The 14,859-nt window shown below is 46.8% G+C and carries 21 protein-coding genes; 14 read left to right on the top strand and 7 right to left on the bottom strand.

The window, feature by feature from the left end; all coding sequences use genetic code 11:
* Positions 1–31 precede the first annotated feature (31 nt).
* Complete coding sequence (gene ytvI, locus K6T23_RS09400) at positions 32–1,090, bottom strand: sporulation integral membrane protein YtvI (protein ID WP_079515899.1); 1,059 nt, start codon at positions 1,088–1,090, stop codon at positions 32–34.
* 144 nt (positions 1,091–1,234) lie between these two features.
* Entirely contained in the window at positions 1,235–1,594 is a 360-nt protein-coding gene (locus K6T23_RS09405; RefSeq protein ID WP_056537465.1) for a YugN family protein, read from the bottom strand.
* A gap of 315 nt (positions 1,595–1,909) precedes the next feature.
* Here K6T23_RS09405 and K6T23_RS09410 point away from each other — a divergent pair, with 315 nt between their 5' ends.
* The gene (locus K6T23_RS09410) at positions 1,910–2,962 is read left to right on the top strand and encodes a CAP domain-containing protein (protein WP_238284213.1); all 1,053 of its coding nucleotides are present in this window, start codon (positions 1,910–1,912) and stop codon (positions 2,960–2,962) included.
* A 29-nt stretch (positions 2,963–2,991) separates the two neighbouring features.
* Here K6T23_RS09410 and K6T23_RS09415 read toward each other — a convergent pair whose 3' ends face one another.
* Positions 2,992–3,471, bottom strand: coding sequence for a PaaI family thioesterase (locus K6T23_RS09415; RefSeq protein WP_238284214.1), 480 nt, complete (start codon positions 3,469–3,471; stop codon positions 2,992–2,994).
* Between the two features lie 135 nt (positions 3,472–3,606).
* On the opposite strand from K6T23_RS09415, the gene K6T23_RS09420 reads away from it, so the two are divergent.
* The 4 genes from K6T23_RS09420 (at position 3,607) to K6T23_RS09435 (ending at position 5,211) form a co-directional block, all read left to right on the top strand.
* The gene (locus K6T23_RS09420; protein WP_235563585.1) at positions 3,607–4,011 is read left to right on the top strand and encodes a YlbD family protein; all 405 of its coding nucleotides are present in this window, start codon (positions 3,607–3,609) and stop codon (positions 4,009–4,011) included.
* 14 nt (positions 4,012–4,025) lie between these two features.
* Positions 4,026–4,262, top strand: coding sequence for a YlbE-like family protein (locus tag K6T23_RS09425; protein ID WP_056537458.1), 237 nt, complete (start codon positions 4,026–4,028; stop codon positions 4,260–4,262).
* A gap of 63 nt (positions 4,263–4,325) precedes the next feature.
* Positions 4,326–4,706 (top strand): hypothetical protein, encoded by a 381-nt coding sequence (locus K6T23_RS09430; protein ID WP_056537455.1) that lies wholly within the window; start codon positions 4,326–4,328, stop codon positions 4,704–4,706.
* Positions 4,707–4,761: 55 nt separating this feature from the next.
* Positions 4,762–5,211, top strand: a complete 450-nt coding sequence (locus K6T23_RS09435) for a YlbF/YmcA family competence regulator (protein WP_056537451.1) — start codon at positions 4,762–4,764, stop codon at positions 5,209–5,211.
* Positions 5,212–5,252: 41 nt separating this feature from the next.
* Here K6T23_RS09435 and K6T23_RS09440 read toward each other — a convergent pair whose 3' ends face one another.
* Positions 5,253–5,603 carry a hypothetical protein gene (locus tag K6T23_RS09440; protein WP_162244145.1) on the bottom strand — a complete coding sequence of 117 codons (351 nt, stop codon included), beginning with the start codon at positions 5,601–5,603 and terminating at the stop codon, positions 5,253–5,255.
* Between the two features lie 66 nt (positions 5,604–5,669).
* Between K6T23_RS09440 and K6T23_RS09445 the strand changes: the two genes are divergently transcribed.
* Positions 5,670–5,945: a YlbG family protein gene (locus K6T23_RS09445; protein ID WP_053427394.1), complete on the top strand. Its 276-nt coding sequence runs from the start codon at positions 5,670–5,672 to the stop codon at positions 5,943–5,945.
* Between the two features lie 27 nt (positions 5,946–5,972).
* Here the strand turns inward: K6T23_RS09445 and K6T23_RS09450 are convergent, their stop codons facing one another.
* Positions 5,973–6,362 carry a DUF7147 family protein gene (locus tag K6T23_RS09450; RefSeq protein WP_056537445.1) on the bottom strand — a complete coding sequence of 130 codons (390 nt, stop codon included), beginning with the start codon at positions 6,360–6,362 and terminating at the stop codon, positions 5,973–5,975.
* Positions 6,363–6,701: 339 nt separating this feature from the next.
* Between K6T23_RS09450 and rsmD the strand changes: the two genes are divergently transcribed.
* Together rsmD and coaD are read left to right on the top strand one after the other, a co-directional pair.
* Positions 6,702–7,256: a 16S rRNA (guanine(966)-N(2))-methyltransferase RsmD gene (gene rsmD / locus K6T23_RS09455; RefSeq protein WP_238284215.1), complete on the top strand. Its 555-nt coding sequence runs from the start codon at positions 6,702–6,704 to the stop codon at positions 7,254–7,256.
* Between the two features lie 22 nt (positions 7,257–7,278).
* Positions 7,279–7,767, top strand: coding sequence for a pantetheine-phosphate adenylyltransferase (gene coaD / locus K6T23_RS09460; RefSeq protein ID WP_053427391.1), 489 nt, complete (start codon positions 7,279–7,281; stop codon positions 7,765–7,767).
* A gap of 85 nt (positions 7,768–7,852) precedes the next feature.
* Here coaD and ylbJ read toward each other — a convergent pair whose 3' ends face one another.
* Positions 7,853–9,067: a sporulation integral membrane protein YlbJ gene (ylbJ, locus tag K6T23_RS09465; RefSeq protein WP_148985393.1), complete on the bottom strand. Its 1,215-nt coding sequence runs from the start codon at positions 9,065–9,067 to the stop codon at positions 7,853–7,855.
* Positions 9,068–9,224: 157 nt separating this feature from the next.
* Between ylbJ and K6T23_RS09470 the strand changes: the two genes are divergently transcribed.
* Both K6T23_RS09470 and K6T23_RS09475 read left to right on the top strand, forming a co-directional pair.
* Positions 9,225–10,004 carry a patatin-like phospholipase family protein gene (locus K6T23_RS09470; RefSeq protein ID WP_053427819.1) on the top strand — a complete coding sequence of 260 codons (780 nt, stop codon included), beginning with the start codon at positions 9,225–9,227 and terminating at the stop codon, positions 10,002–10,004.
* A 5-nt stretch (positions 10,005–10,009) separates the two neighbouring features.
* The gene (locus tag K6T23_RS09475; RefSeq protein ID WP_056537436.1) at positions 10,010–11,062 is read left to right on the top strand and encodes a SepM family pheromone-processing serine protease; all 1,053 of its coding nucleotides are present in this window, start codon (positions 10,010–10,012) and stop codon (positions 11,060–11,062) included.
* A 12-nt stretch (positions 11,063–11,074) separates the two neighbouring features.
* Here K6T23_RS09475 and K6T23_RS09480 read toward each other — a convergent pair whose 3' ends face one another.
* Positions 11,075–12,295 (bottom strand): nucleotidyltransferase, encoded by a 1,221-nt coding sequence (locus K6T23_RS09480; protein ID WP_148985392.1) that lies wholly within the window; start codon positions 12,293–12,295, stop codon positions 11,075–11,077.
* A 239-nt stretch (positions 12,296–12,534) separates the two neighbouring features.
* Between K6T23_RS09480 and K6T23_RS09485 the strand changes: the two genes are divergently transcribed.
* The 4 genes from K6T23_RS09485 (at position 12,535) to K6T23_RS09500 (ending at position 14,823) form a co-directional block, all read left to right on the top strand.
* Positions 12,535–13,077 (top strand): YceD family protein, encoded by a 543-nt coding sequence (locus K6T23_RS09485; RefSeq protein WP_056537433.1) that lies wholly within the window; start codon positions 12,535–12,537, stop codon positions 13,075–13,077.
* Between the two features lie 60 nt (positions 13,078–13,137).
* The gene (rpmF, locus tag K6T23_RS09490; RefSeq protein ID WP_034755898.1) at positions 13,138–13,311 is read left to right on the top strand and encodes a 50S ribosomal protein L32; all 174 of its coding nucleotides are present in this window, start codon (positions 13,138–13,140) and stop codon (positions 13,309–13,311) included.
* A 101-nt stretch (positions 13,312–13,412) separates the two neighbouring features.
* Entirely contained in the window at positions 13,413–14,156 is a 744-nt protein-coding gene (locus K6T23_RS09495) for an enoyl-CoA hydratase/isomerase family protein (protein WP_056537430.1), read from the top strand.
* A 70-nt stretch (positions 14,157–14,226) separates the two neighbouring features.
* Positions 14,227–14,823: an RsfA family transcriptional regulator gene (locus tag K6T23_RS09500; protein ID WP_056537427.1), complete on the top strand. Its 597-nt coding sequence runs from the start codon at positions 14,227–14,229 to the stop codon at positions 14,821–14,823.
* Positions 14,824–14,859: the final 36 nt, after the last annotated feature.

The following is a 14,859-nucleotide window of genomic DNA, read 5'->3' on the forward strand; positions in this document are numbered from 1 at the left end:
GGAGCCTTTATGGGGCTCCTTTTGCATGGTGTTACAATTTGAAGTTGAGCTTGATGATGCCGGCTTCCTTGGCGGAATTGAACAGGATCAACAAAAACGGACCAATGACAAATCCCATGACTCCGAAAAGCTTAAGTCCGAGATACATGGCGATAAGCGTTGCCAGTGGAGAGAGTCCGATATGCGTCCCCATGACCTTTGGCTCAACCGTCCTTCTAATAATGAGAAGGATGGCAGCGAGCACGGAAAGCTGTGTTCCAAGACTGATATCTCCCGTGATGAAGTGATAAAGGGCCCACGGTCCAAGTATGGCAATGGAACCGACGAGGGGCAGGAAATCAATGAACCAGATGATGACCGACATGATGATGGCCACTTCAGGTGTAATGATGAGCAAGCCGATCAACGTCACGACAAAGATCAGAATGCTCACAAGGAACTGAGCCTTGAAGAATCCGAAGAACACTCCGGTCATCCTCGAGATCATAAAGTTCACCTTTTCAGCCGTCGCATCGGTCAAATGACTGTAGATCATATGTTTGATGCGGGGGAGATCAAGCATGAACAGGAACAGTGCAATGAGGAATACGAGAAGGCTGACCAGGAAGTTGGGTATGTATGTGAGATACGCACTTATCTTTTCTAAATTGAAGGACTGAAGGATCTTGGATTTTGACCGGTCCAGGAAGTGCTGCACATCATTTGAAAATTCTTTTACGATCGTATCGGGCAGATCTTTGGATAAGTCAAGAAGTCGATCCTCATACTCTTCCCAGATGTCTCCTACCTTTGAAATATAGTGGGGGGTGTTTTCAACGAGTTTGACCCCTTCTCCAACGACTTTGGTTGTCACAAAATAACTGGTAACTCCCAATAGGAGCAAAAAGAGAATGAAGATGCTCATGACCGCCATCTTGCGCTTCCAATTGAATCGTCCTTGAAGCATTCTGACTGAAGGCTCGAGGATCAAGGCTGTCATGAATGCCAGGATCAATGGCAATGAAATGGGCAGGATGAATAGGCAAAGCAGAATGAAAACGATGAACAGCCCAAGATAAATCAGGAATTTTTTGTTTTTGAATCTAGCCAATGGAGTACTCCTTCCTAAGTCACACTATACCTATATTATATGTGACGGTTAAAAGATTGAACAGTCATTTTGAATGGTGAAAAAGAAATTCCCAACCGGTGAACACGGGCATAATAAAAGACTGCCCTGGGGCAGTCTTATGTATTACCAAGCGAATTCGGCTGCTTCTTTCTTCACGTCGTTCAAGAGTTTCTCACATGACGTGATCAAATGCTTAGGGAAGGATTCTCCTTCTCCATATTCCACGCCATGAGGGTAGTAGTGCTTGCCGAGGAGCGGTGTCATGAGCTGGATGACGGCATCGTGTTTGCCCACATCCCCTTCCACGGCGAGGCCCTGCAGACGAAGGTAAAATATCCCTTCTCGAATTTCAAATTTACGATCATAGGTCACACGTTCATAATCCCATTGACCGGCACGGACGAGGCCGTGGGACTCCATGATGTCATCCAGTCGATTCAAGTCGACTTTAATCTCTTCAAAACCCGTTTCAGTGAAATGCATTGTTTTCCCTCCTAGATGGTCAAGCGATAGCCTTTCCTTTTGAAAAGGTGCCTTATATTCTCCTATTAATAATAGTGGAAAAAACGTTTTCATGCAATGTCTTCCAGTAGAAGAAGATGGCGATTTGCGTAATGTTTTCCCCATTTTCTGAATTTAGACACTATCCACTTCGTGATTCCGAGAATCCTTAGTGTTGAGAGAGTGAAAAATATGCTATCCTTTATTGTAGGCAGATTGAACAAAAGGATACTACCTCTACCACCTGAAACATATAATGATAGTAAATAGAGAAGGGAGGGGGAAGATCTGAAGACCTTGCTTAGGATCGGTATCATTCTTATCATCTTTACCGTGTTTGGAATCTATCAGGATCAAAAACAGGAAAATGAACCGCTCAAGGGTCCGGACGTCCAGACGCTGGAGGACAAAGATGATCAATTGGATCAGTCGACAGAAACCCCGCCTGGAGAAAGACCAAAAACCGGCCTATCCGTTTATATCGGTAAGAACGTCAGTGAAATCATAAAAGAATTCGGAGAACCAGACCGTATAGATGACAGTGCGTTCAATTATGATTGGTGGGTCTACAATGTGCCGGATACGGAATACATACAATTCGGGGTCAGGGACAAGAAGGTGGTATCCCTTTATGCCATCGGGAACGGCCTTGATGTTGCCCCTTATAAACTAGGACAAAAGCTTGAGGACATTTATCGATTCACCATCGTCGACTCTGAAATCGTCGTTAAATCTGATTCCGGATCCTATCAGTTTGAACTGAACGAAGAGGACCTCAATACGAGGCTGTTGGTCCCACTTGGCGATCTTTATGCCCAATTGTATCTGGACAAGTTCACCGGTGAACTATCGAGTATCCGATTCATGGACAGTGAAACCCTTGTTGCGATGCATCCTTATGAAATGATGTATAGGGGAGAACTGGCAGAAGAGGTGCCGCCTTCTGAAGAAGAGTGGGCAAATGTAAACGAAGCGAACGAAAAGCAGATATATGCCATCACGAATATCATGAGGAAGCAATATGGAGAATCCACACTCCAGTGGGATGAAACCACGGCGAACGCCGCCAGGGGCCACAGCAGGGAAATGCACGATAAAAACTACTTTTCCCATGAATCGGATGCCATGGGTTCATTGCAAGACAGACTGGATAAACTGGGTGTCCCTTATCAAACGGCTGGTGAGAATATCGCTTCCCAGTACCTTGATGGTCCTGAAGCCGTGCATGGATGGTTGAATTCGGATGGGCATAGGAAAATCCTTTTGGACAAAGCATTCACCCATATCGGTGTCGGGGTTTACAAAGGGTACTATACCCAGAATTTCATCAAAAAGCCCGATCTACCTTAAAGAGATCCCGGATTCCCCGGGATCTTTCTTCATTTCTTGAATATAAAGAACGAGCCAGTCGAGTGGGCGATGACCTTACCGTCTGACCTGATCACTTTTCCTTCGACGACCATGGTCGTCGTCCCGTGATGGAGAATCTGTGCTGTCGCAGTTAATTCACCGCCTGTTCCCGGTGCAAGATAATGGACATTCAGGTTGGTTGTGACGGCTCCATACTCTGAAGGGAGCACCCGATTGGCCAATGTACCCATGATGGTATCCACGATCGTGGCCGTGATACCTCCATGCACGATCCCTAGAGAATTATGGGTGAGGGGGGTGATGGGTATTGTGAGCGTGAGGGTCTCATCCTCTTCTCCCCATTCCATTCCAAATACGCCCCCAAGGAGAGGTCCCCCATCCTCCTGCTTTTTCCTCATGCCCGCCAGCATCTGACCAAGGGAGTTTAGGTCCTCCACTGATGCGTATTCCATGCATTCATTCAAAAGCTTCGCTAAATCTTCTTTCATCTTATTCCATCCTTCTTTCCTCATGATGAATCGTTTTACGTCCCGTCCATCGTACTATATCCATGATCGTTTCACCAATCTTTTTCTCCTTTCATACACTGTACTAGGTAAATGCCTGAATGGGAGGTGTGGGGAGTGGGGAAATTACATCCGAAAGTGAATGAGTTCAAGGAATTCGTCAAGAAACACCCTAAGATCATCAAGGATGTGCGTAGTGGCCAGGCAAGCTGGCAGGAATTGTTCGAAGACTGGTATCTTCTCGGAGAAGATGATACGAGGTGGAACAGCTATAGGGATAAATCCGAGCAGAAAGAAGAAAAGAAAGCAGAGGAATCCAAGAATGGATGGATGGACCAGGTCGGGGAAATCGTCAAGAAAATGGATGCCAATCAGCTGCAGAAGCATATTACCAATCTTAGTGAAGCCCTGGGGACTGTCCAGGGGGTCATCAGTCAGTTTCAATCCGGTAAGGGAGATGCAGCGCCAAGGGAAGAAACACCCAAACGGCCTTCTCACCCGTTTTCATTCAGACAGGATTAAGGAGGGGACCAAAGTTGAGAAGTGATATCATCGAATACATCCACGCAAGCGATGATCTGAAGAGGTATCTTCGGGATGCGCCACAGTGGTACCGTACGCTTTCCAGGAATCCGGATCAGCTGGAAAAGTTTGAGATCGCTTCGATTCATCATTTCGAAAAAACAATCCCCCATCGGGTTCAGAAGTTTTCCAACGGCGTGCAGATGGCCACTATGATGATTTCCATGTTCCAGGCCATGAACAGTGGTTGATGAGAAGAGCTCCGGATAAATATTAAAAGGATGGGGATGGCTAATAGCAAGGAGTGATGGAAGATGAAAAAAAGAACCCTTCTTGCTATTGGGCTTGTTTCCATAACATTGTCGGGATGCCGTGATACCCCGCCTGAGCCGAAAAGTATAGCAGTTGCTGCACATGTGGAAAACAGCTTATCAGTGAAACATCTTACCCGGGGCAACGAAGTGCTCGTGGAGTGCATCGCCACGGGCGTGACGTTTACAAACAAACAAAAGGGTGCGACGGCTGGAAAGATCGTGATCAGGTCCGGTACGGCAAACGTTTATGAAGAGCATCGAACGGCTGCATTTATCATCAAAGGTATGCCCAAGGGTACCCATTTGATTGAGCTTGAAGTCGTGGGGATGGACAATAAGCCACTGGGCATGAAGAAAAAATTCTATGTGACCATCTCATAGCATATTCGCTTCCTGCCTCTATATCTGTTAGAATACGGATATGGAGGTGGGCATGATGCTTGCTACTATTGAAAGGATGGAAATCCTGGACACTGCAGATGAACTATCTCAGATGATTTTGCAGTCAGAGGTGGTCGAGTACTATCGCAAGTGTTTATATAAAATGCAAAACAACGAAGAAACGCAGCTCAAGGTAAGACGTTTCACCAAAATGAAGGACCTGTATGAAGAAGTTCAGCGTTTTGGCCGCTATCATCCCGATTATAAAACGGTGATGAAAGAGATCCGTGAGGTCAAGCGGGAAATGGACCTCGATGACCACGTAGCGGAGTTCCGGAGGGCCGAAAACGAACTTCAAGATCTCCTCGATGAAGTCAGTCACTTAATCGGGCATTCGGTTTCAACCAATGTCAAAGTTCCTTCTGGTAATCCCTTCTTTTCTTCAGGGGGAGGCTCCTGCGGGGGTGGCTGTGGATCCGGTGGAAGCTGCAGTTGTTCGGCATAAAAAAAGATCAGGTGGATGTATCCCATTCCACCTGATCTTTTTTATTTGAACCGGACACAATCAGGACAGAGGTTTCCGCAACAGAACATTTTTTCCTGAGGCACATAGAACCGATGCCTGTACACAGAAAGGTCTTCGGAAGCTCTGAAAAAAATGGTTTCCGAGTGGAGCATTTTTCCGCGCATGGCGCGTGCAGACCATTTGCGGATATGGTAATCCAACTCTTCCCGACTAAGCTTCGACTCCACATACAAAAAAGGGATTCCGGCTCGCTTTTGGACCTTTGCGTCCAAGATATGCTCTTGTGACTGAAGATGGGTGAGGAACTGTTGCCAAATGGTTTCGAGGTCCATCGATTTCACTCCGTTCGCATTGGGTTCACGTATCATCATGCGCTTGATTGTTTCATTCGGTTTATGCTAGACTTGTAAAAAAGTGATTCCTAAAGGGGAAGCAAAATGTTGACGGAGAGACAAGGTTTAGTTGTTTATTTACATAGTCTGAAGCATGCGAAGTCCCTACGGCGCTTCGGAAATGTGCATTACGTTTCAAGGAAGATGAAATATGTGGTCCTGTATTGCAATCAGGAAGATCTCCAAAGCATCATGGAGAAAATTTCGGGATATTCCTATGTGAAGCGGGTTGATCCTTCTCACAAGCCTTTTATCAAGTCCGTGTTTGAGAATTCACGACCGGATAAGGCGAAGGAGTACGATTATAAGATGGGCTTTTAAGAGATGCCGTAAAACGGCATCTCTTTTCTATTGCAACGGAGGGATGTAATGGTTCAATCTGAGTATGGCAATCAGATGCTGGTAATAGAGAGCTTTTTCAGGATAGAGGGTCGAGGGCTTTACATCCATCTCGATGATCGTCTTCCCGAGGCGCCCGGCTGTATCTTCAAATAGGCTGTATCGTTTGTTCGGTAGGGTGTGTGGATTGGGCACGCCTTCCCTGCAGATATAAATGGCCTGGAAACCGCCTTCTGTAGTGGGCTCCATCACGACGGCAAGTGACGTCACGGCGCGGTCTTTCACATCCGTATGGAAGGCCATCATATGCTTGAGCCGGTCGCGGTTGTGTTCTGCAAGTGCCAACAACTCATAAATATCAGAAAATCCTTCTCCTAGCTCGATAAAACGTTGAATCATGGTATTCCCCTTTTCCTTTATGTATTGAAATCCATTATTTCAAAATTGGACATAATAGTAAAGACGCCCCAAACATAAAAAGCCCTGCAGCAATACTGCAGGGTCCTTCCATATCCATTTCTGGATCGAAGGCAAAGGGAGAGGAGAAACCGGAGGAAGAACTTATGGGGAATCGTAAGTCTTCTCCGCGGTTGGCAACAACATCAGTAGAGATGCTGTTACCTACAGTATCACCAATGTTCCTTGGATTATACCTGTGATCTGAAAAAATCGGGCTGTGGCGATTCTTGTTGAAATATGATAGGATAATGAAGAAAAATACATATATGGTGGATGATTATGAGAGTAATTTCTGGAATTTTCAAAGGTAGACAGTTGAAGGCGGTCCCGGGAAGCGGGACGAGGCCGACTACGGATAAAGTAAAGGAGTCCCTTTTCAATATGATCGGTCCCTATTTCGAGGGAGGAACGGCCCTGGATCTCTTTGCTGGAAGCGGTGGCCTCGGGATCGAGGGCTTAAGCAGAGGGCTTGATAAGGTCGTGTTCGTGGATAGGGACCAACAGGCAATCAAGACGATCAAAATGAATCTGGCCGAGTTGACGCTCGGGGATCATAGTGAAGTGTATCGCAATGACGCGGTCAGGGCTGTGAAGGCGTTGATCAAAAGGGAAATGACATTCGATTATATTTTCCTTGATCCACCCTATAAGCAGCAGAAGCTCCATGATCTGCTCACGGTCATCGATGAACATGCTCTTTTGGATGAAAACGGTTCCATAGTGTGTGAGCACAGTTCTGATATCAGACTGGCCGATCAGGTGGGGAGCTTGCATAAGAGTAGAGAAGAAACCTACGGGATCATCCGTATTTCCATCTTTAAACAGGAAGATTAAACGAAATCTGGAGGATAGAATCATGACCAACATTGCAGTTTGTCCGGGGAGTTTCGACCCCATTACATATGGACACTTGGATATCATCACACGCGGGGCAAAAGTGTTTGATAAAGTTCACGTCGTGGTGTTGAGCAATTCATCTAAGCAGCCATTATTCACCGTTGATGAACGGATGGAGCTGATCCGTCAATCCACGGCTCATTTACCCAATGTTGAAGTGGCATCCTTTCAAGGGCTTCTGGTGGATTACGCCAAGAAGGTCCATGCGAGTGCCATCATCAGGGGCTTGAGAGCTGTTTCCGACTTCGAGTATGAAATGCAGATTACATCCATGAACCGTGTCCTCGAAGATGAAATTGAAACCTTTTTCATCATGACCAACAATCAATATTCGTTTTTGAGCTCGAGTATCGTGAAGGAGGTTTCGAAATATGGAGCAGATATTTCGGAGCTCGTCCCGAAGCCGGTTGAAGAGGCACTGAAACTGAAATATAAGCAGGCACGTTAAAGATCCTTACAAAAAAATCCGAGCGGAACCGATATTCAATGAATGCCGGTGGCCGTTCGGATTTTATTTATTTTCACCTTGATTTTCATGAGGATCCCAGCCTTTTGACATATAGCAGGCAGTAAAGGAGGAGGCAACTGATCGTCAACGGGGGACCGGCCTTTACTAGTATATCCATCGCATCGATCCAGAAGGAACTTGTTTGCTGAGAAAATACAGGAATGGCTCCTGTAGCTTCCCCGTCGGCCAGTCGGCCAAAGAGGGGTTTGAATAAAAAGATCGTGATGATGGCAGCAGCGACTCCATGAAGGATCCGGGCGAAAAAGAATGGTTTGAACCGGATGTCGGTCTCTGCCAAAATGCTTGCCACCTGAGCCTGGATGCTGAATCCGCTGAAGCCTAATAGAAAACTGACCAAGACAGCCTGTTGAAATAAGCTCACCTCTGCCAATTCGCTTGTCATTTGTGAACCAAGGGTGATTTCGAATAACCCGGGTATGACAGGGATGCTCAGGTTAGGTGGAAGGTGGAAGAAAGAGAGCAGGGAAGAGATACCTGATGATAGTACTGTCGTGATATGCAAATGATAGAGAACCTGGTTCAGTACTGAGAAGAGGATGATGAACCCTCCGATCATGAGCAGGGATTGAATGGAAGAACTCACGGCATCGCCAAGCAATTTACCGAGGGGGCGGTGATCAGCCATACGGCTTTCATGGAGCCCTCTAAAGGCTTCTTTGACAGAGAATTTCCGTCGCACCGACCGCTCTGCCCCTTCATGATCATTCCCTCCATAAAACCGCATCGTCAGCCCGACCACAACGTTGCCGAGATAGTGTGAGAGGGCAAGGATGATGCCTAATGAGGCATTCTGGAAGAATCCGGCCGATACGGCCCCGAAGATGAAGAGTGGATTGGACGAGTTGGTGAAGGAAACGAGTCGCTCTGCTTCAATCCGTGATAACTGTTTTTCCTGCCGGAGCCTCGCGGTGAGGCGAGCTCCTGCCGGAAATCCCGAGGCCATTCCCATCGACCAGGCAAACCCACCGACACCAGGTACCTTGAAGAGCGGTCTCATCAACGGTTCGAGGAGTATCCCGATCAACCTGACCACACCGAATCCTATTAATAGTTCCGATACGATAAAAAACGGCAATAAGGATGGAAAGACGATCTTCCACCAGATATCAAGGCCCCGGGTGGAAGCTTCCAGCGATTCTCCCGGCATGGAAATCAGTGCGGCTGCCATCATGAGAGCGCCGCCTGATAATAATACGGTTTTCCATTTTGTCATAGTCAAACGATACCCTCCTAGAGCGTCCTGCCCTGTCTACGGATTTCCTTATAATGTGAAAGTTTGATAAAATAAAGGTAACTTGTCCTCTTAATAACCAATATACTCATAGCACTTGTAAATAGACCATATGATGTACAAACAGCATGCGGAGGGGATCGCCATGAACAGACCGAAAGTTGGATTGGCCCTTGGCTCAGGAGGGGCAAGGGGGTTTGCCCACCTTGGTGTCCTGAAGGCTTTCGTAGACGAAGGGGTCCCGGTGGATATGATCGCAGGGAGCAGTATGGGTGCTCTGGTAGGCTGTTTTTATGGAGTCGGCCATCAAATGGAGGATCTGTATAAGCTGTCCACCACATTCAGAAGAAAATACTTTTTGGATTTCACCGTCCCGAAGATGGGGTTTATTTCAGGAAAGAAAATCAAGGATTTCATCCGATTATTCACCCATCAGAAAAATATCGAAGATCTCAATCTCCCCGTCCGCGTCGTTGCCACGGATATCACGAACGGCGAAAAGGTCGTATTCTCGTCCGGGCCCATCGCCGAAGCTGTGCGTGCGAGCATCTCGATCCCGGGTGTGTTCGTTCCTGAAAGAATCAATGGGAGGATCCTCGTGGACGGCGGGGTGATTGACCGGGTCCCGGTGTCCGTGGTGAAAGAAATGGGGGCGGATATCGTCATCGGAGTGGATGTATCCCACGTGAAGCGAAATGCCGACATCACGACCGTGTATGATGTCATCATGCAGAGCATTGATATCCTGCAGCTTGAGATTGTCGCGCACAGGGAGATCTCATCCGACTTCATGATCCGTCCCCATGTGGAAATGTACAGCACTAGGGCTTTCAAGAATATAGAGGAAATCATCGAGATCGGAGAGGATGAAGCAAGGAAAATCATCCCCTCCATCAAAAAAGCACTGGACGATTGGAAGGAGTAGCAACAATGAAAATGAAGACACTGATCAGGACTCTGATCATCATGACGGTCCTTATGGTGGCCGCATCATTCTATTATCTGCCCTATTATGTGACGAAGCCGGGCGATGCCCATGAACTCAGTCCGATTGTAAAAGTCGAAGATGGATATGACAGCAAGGGCGAACTGATGCTCACGACTGTCAGGATGGGAAAGGCGAATATTTTCGCCTATATCGTGGCGAGTCTGAGTAAGTATGAGCATATATATCCCGTGGATGAAATCAGAAGCCCTCATGAAACGGATGAAGAATACAATATAAGACAGCTCCAGCTCATGGCTGATTCCCAGAATAACGCCGTCGAAGTGGCATTCGAAAAGGCAGGAAAGCCGTATGAATACCAATATAATGGGATCTATGTCCTGAGCATCTATCCTTCCATGCCGGCAGAAGACGTATTGAAAGCAGGAGATCGGATCACAAAGATCGATGATCAGGCCTTCCAATCTTCCAAAGAATTCATCTCGTATGTCGAAGGAAAGAAGTCGGGTGATCAAGTTGCGATCACGTATAAGCGTAACGGGAAGACAGAAACGGCTGAAGTCCCCCTGGAGGAGTTTCCTGATATGAAAGATAAAGTCGGTCTCGGGATCACCCTCACGGACGACAAGGAAATCATCACCAATCCGAAGGTAAAGCTGAAGACCGAAGATATTGGTGGTCCTTCTGCTGGTTTGATGTTCAGCCTGGAAATCTATGATCAACTCACGAAAGGTGATTTGACGAAAGGGCATGATATTGCCGGCACCGGGACCATTTCTGAAGACGGTACCGTGGGACGGATCGGTGGAATCGAACAGAAGGTTGTTGCAGCAGACAAAGCAGGAGCAGAATACTTCCTGGCCCCGGACGAAACGATCACAAAAGAAATGAAAAAGGAATACCCCGACCTTGAGTCGAACTATAAAGGGGCCGTCAGGACGGCAAAGGATATTGATACCAGCATGAAGATCATACCGGTCAAGTCATTCGATGAGGCGATCGCATTCCTTCAAACGTTAAAAGCAAAAAAAAGCTGATCCCGTCAGGGGTCAGCTTTTTTGTAATTGGAGGGGAGGGGTGGACCATTCCTTTTTCATGGATTCCATCCGGGCACCCATCCCTTTCAGGCCCATGGAGAACATGTTTGCCGCCCTGATATCAAGAGCGGCCTCGACAGGGTCGGCACTTGACAATTTGCTGATGAGTGGAAGGGAGATTTCTTTTTTGTGCTCCCTCAGATACTCACGTCCAGAGGCGCTCATGGCAAGAAGTCTGATGTATGACGGACGACCGCTACGGGCATTCATTTCTTCTTTGCTGACGTTCATCAGGATATGAAGGAGCATCCGTTGTAGCCTGGTCCATGTATACCGCTTTGATTTCAACCTGTTCATACACTCTGTGAAACTTGAAGATCGACTGGCACATTCCACGATCCGGTGTTCAATTCCTTCTTCAATTTCATATATCCTCCGGAGTTGATCAATCGGGGTGGAGAGGATCTTATATTGAAGCAGCGGCCAATAGTCTTCCCACCGATGAAGAGAGCCATATGTATCTTCATATGCTTTGAGGGCGCGCATGCTTTCAGGGGGTAAGAGCGATCGGATCTCCCCCGGGTCCCCATCACCGAAAAGGGCTTTCCTTATACTCGTTGCGCTCGCAATCGAAGGAGAAGCGAAATGTTCATCATGATAGTCAGCGGCCTTCCTGGTAACGGTATAAGCCTTCATCCCGCTGTCGATCTCATCCCTTGCCTGGATATAGTGGAAGCCCAAGATATTATTGGGCTTGCTCAGATCGATGAAGGGCTCTTTCAATCCGAGAGAAAGGAATGCTTTTGAGAGAGCGGCGGGATAGCTCAATCCTTCCCTAGAATACTTCCTGATAGCCGCATTGTACTCTGTCTGCCTTTTCTGGAGCGTATTAGCCGTCCCTTCAAAGGTTTCAATATTTCCATCCTCACTTCCAAAACAGAAGCTTGAACACCCGACAGAATCAAGAAGGCATACTGCTCCCTTCGCGAAAACCGATGAATGCTGAGTCGCGAAACTGTATGGGAGCTCGATTACGAGATCCACTCCCGCGTGCAGTGCCATGCCGGCCCTCTCCCATTTGCCGAGGAGTGCAGGCTCCCCACGCTGAAGAAAATAACCGCTCATGACGGCCACGGTGACATCGGCACCCGTCAATTCCTTGGTCATCTCCAGATGGTGCAAGTGGCCGTTATGAAATGGATTGTACTCGACTATGATTCCTGTTGCATTCAATATACAATCATCCTTTCCGTTTCTCATGGATATAAGTGGTGCTTCTTTTCCCATTATACCCGAAGATCGTCCAGCACCTCCAAAACGCATCGTAAAGGAATATGAGAAAATATTTGAAACCAGTCCGATATAAACGTTATAATAACAACACTGACGTTGAAAAGCGTGTAAAGAAAAAATATTGACAAACGGTATTATGAAAGCTATAATTACCTTTGTTGCCTTGAGGTGATGACAAATTGAAATGGTCAATCATTCAATTACAAAAGTACAGAGATAAAGGAATGCCGATTGATGAAACGGTTGATCTCAACGATATTAAAGAGATTGATCCGCAAGTCATCAGAGTTTCCCCGATCCATGTGACAGGCAGGGCCGACATCGCTTCAAATCGTGTCACTTTCCACCTGCATATTGAAGGGAAAATGGTTCTTCCATGCTCAAGAACCCTCGTCGAAGTAGATGTGCCTGTCGACCTCCATACGATTGAAACGTACCTTCTCGATGAACGGGAGTACGACATGTATGAGGAAGAGGAAATACATCGCATTGAAGGGGACGTAATTGACCTAAAACCAGCTATAAGAGAATTGCTGATACTTGAGATTCCCATGCAGGTACTCAGTGATGAAGCGAGGGAACAGAATGAAATGCCTTCCGGTAAAGACTGGGAAGTAATGACGGAAGAACAGGCTCATGCTGTCGATAAAGAGGAAGAGAAGAAAGTAGATCCTCGTCTCGCTGACTTGGCAAAACTTCTTGATCAAAACAAGAAATCTTAAAAGCGAAGTACCAGTTCGTTCTGGCTTCATAGACGACTATCTTTTAAGGAGGTGGGAAGAATGGCAGTACCTTTTAGAAGAACATCTAAAACAGCAAAAAGACAACGTCGTACACACTTCAAACTCAGTGTACCAGGTATGGTAGCATGCCCAAACTGTGGTGAAATGAAACTTGCACACCGTGTTTGCAAAGAGTGCGGAACGTATAAAGGTAAAGAAGTAGTAAGCAAATAATTGCCGACTGCTGCAAAAGCGTGAAGAGACCATGGCTCTTCACGCTTTTTTGCATAGACAAAAATGATTTTAAGGAGAGAACAGACGTGGGATCGTTTATAATGCACACTAATGAAAGCGGAATCATGAGGTTTGTCTTGAATCGTCCCGAAAAGCGGAACGCCATTAACTTCGATTTGATCGAGGCTTTTTCCCGATGCCTGGATGAATGTGAAAAAGGGGAGGTGAAGATGCTCCTACTAACCGGTGCGGGAACAGACTCATTTTGTTCAGGAGGAGACCTTTCTGCATTCCATGGGCTTAAGACGGAAGAAGAGAGCTACGGCATGCTCAGGAAGATGGGGGATGTACTGGTCCGTCTAGCGTTCCTGCCCATTCCAACCTTGGCGTTGGTCAATGGTGCAGCTGTAGGTGGAGGCTGTGAAATTGCGGCAGCCTGTGATCTACGGATCGCGGCAGATGATGTGAAGATGGGGTTCGTCCAAGGGGGACTAGGCATTTCAACAGGATGGGGCGGCGGTACCCTGCTCCATGAGAGGATCTCTTCTCCACGTGCCATGGAGCTTTTGATGACAGGAACCATCAAGAGTGCAGAAACCTTGTATGACTACGGATTCATCAATGCTTTGGTGAGTTCCACCCATAGATTGGAAGAGCACCCGATCATAACAAGCATGGAAGATAAGAGTATAGGGACACTGAAAGCATATAAACAGCAGCTTCTCGACCGCTGGGACAAGGCTGTCCTGATGGGGAATATAGAGAGGGAGATCCGACGCTGTTCCAAGCTCTGGGCATCAGATGACCACCATCAAGCGGTGGAAAGATTCTTGAACAAAAAGTAGGAAGAGCGATTCTATCTACTCTAGTAAGGGCATAAGTATGGGTATATGGATTTTACAGGAGGAGATGGAGATGTCTTCGAATAGACAGGACGCTTGGAACCAAGATGAGGATGTGTTGTTGGCGGAAGTGGTTTTGAGGTATATAAGGGAGGGAGGGACACAGCTTCAAGCCTTTGAAGAGGTGGGGAAGAAACTTTCAAGGACCTCAGCCGCCTGTGGATTCCGGTGGAACTCCTTCGTGCGAAAGCAATACAAATCAGGAATCGAACTAGCGAAGAACCAGCGGAAACAAACGAAGAGGGGTGCACCTCAAGTTAAAAAAGAAGCCTCCCCTGAAGTGGAACAGATCAAAGAAGCAACAGACCTGTCGGTTGAGAGCATCATTCATTATTTACAAAGAGCTGAGGAGTCTGTACGTCATGAAGAAGAGATCAGGAGTGAAAATCAGAAACTCCTTAACCAAATCGATCAGCTTCAGGAAAAAATGAAAGAAATTGAAACGCAGCTCTTTAATTATGAGTCGAAATATTCTCTTCTTGAAGAGGACCACAAATCCCTTCTGGCCATATTCGAAAAAGCAAGGAAGATGGCCCTTTTGCAAGGAAATGAAGATAAAGTCAAATTTCAGATGGATAAAAACGGGAATCTCCAGCGGTTAAATAAGTAAAAAAATCCGAACCCCCGGAATGCCGGGAAGGTTCGG

This window comes from Rossellomorea marisflavi (assembly GCF_022170785.1).
GTDB lineage: Bacteria > Bacillota > Bacilli > Bacillales > Bacillaceae_B > Rossellomorea > Rossellomorea marisflavi_B.

Bases quoted from the DNA above. Each gene is read 5' to 3' on its own strand.
- K6T23_RS09500 (WP_056537427.1), top strand. From the start codon at position 14,227: ATGTCTTCGAATAGACAGGACGCTTGGAACCAAGATGAGGATGTGTTG.
- K6T23_RS09430 (WP_056537455.1), top strand. From the start codon at position 4,326: ATGAAAAAAAGAACCCTTCTTGCTATTGGGCTTGTTTCCATAACATTG.
- K6T23_RS09495 (WP_056537430.1), top strand. From the start codon at position 13,413: ATGCACACTAATGAAAGCGGAATCATGAGGTTTGTCTTGAATCGTCCC.
- rsmD (WP_238284215.1), top strand. From the start codon at position 6,702: ATGAGAGTAATTTCTGGAATTTTCAAAGGTAGACAGTTGAAGGCGGTC.
- K6T23_RS09435 (WP_056537451.1), top strand. From the start codon at position 4,762: ATGCTTGCTACTATTGAAAGGATGGAAATCCTGGACACTGCAGATGAA.
- rpmF (WP_034755898.1), top strand. From the start codon at position 13,138: ATGGCAGTACCTTTTAGAAGAACATCTAAAACAGCAAAAAGACAACGT.
- K6T23_RS09475 (WP_056537436.1), top strand. From the start codon at position 10,010: ATGAAAATGAAGACACTGATCAGGACTCTGATCATCATGACGGTCCTT.
- K6T23_RS09470 (WP_053427819.1), top strand. From the start codon at position 9,225: ATGAACAGACCGAAAGTTGGATTGGCCCTTGGCTCAGGAGGGGCAAGG.
- K6T23_RS09415 (WP_238284214.1), bottom strand. From the start codon at position 3,471: ATGAAAGAAGATTTAGCGAAGCTTTTGAATGAATGCATGGAATACGCA.
- K6T23_RS09445 (WP_053427394.1), top strand. From the start codon at position 5,670: ATGTTGACGGAGAGACAAGGTTTAGTTGTTTATTTACATAGTCTGAAG.
- K6T23_RS09440 (WP_162244145.1), bottom strand. From the start codon at position 5,603: ATGATGATACGTGAACCCAATGCGAACGGAGTGAAATCGATGGACCTC.
- K6T23_RS09405 (WP_056537465.1), bottom strand. From the start codon at position 1,594: ATGCATTTCACTGAAACGGGTTTTGAAGAGATTAAAGTCGACTTGAAT.
- coaD (WP_053427391.1), top strand. From the start codon at position 7,279: ATGACCAACATTGCAGTTTGTCCGGGGAGTTTCGACCCCATTACATAT.
- K6T23_RS09450 (WP_056537445.1), bottom strand. From the start codon at position 6,362: ATGATTCAACGTTTTATCGAGCTAGGAGAAGGATTTTCTGATATTTAT.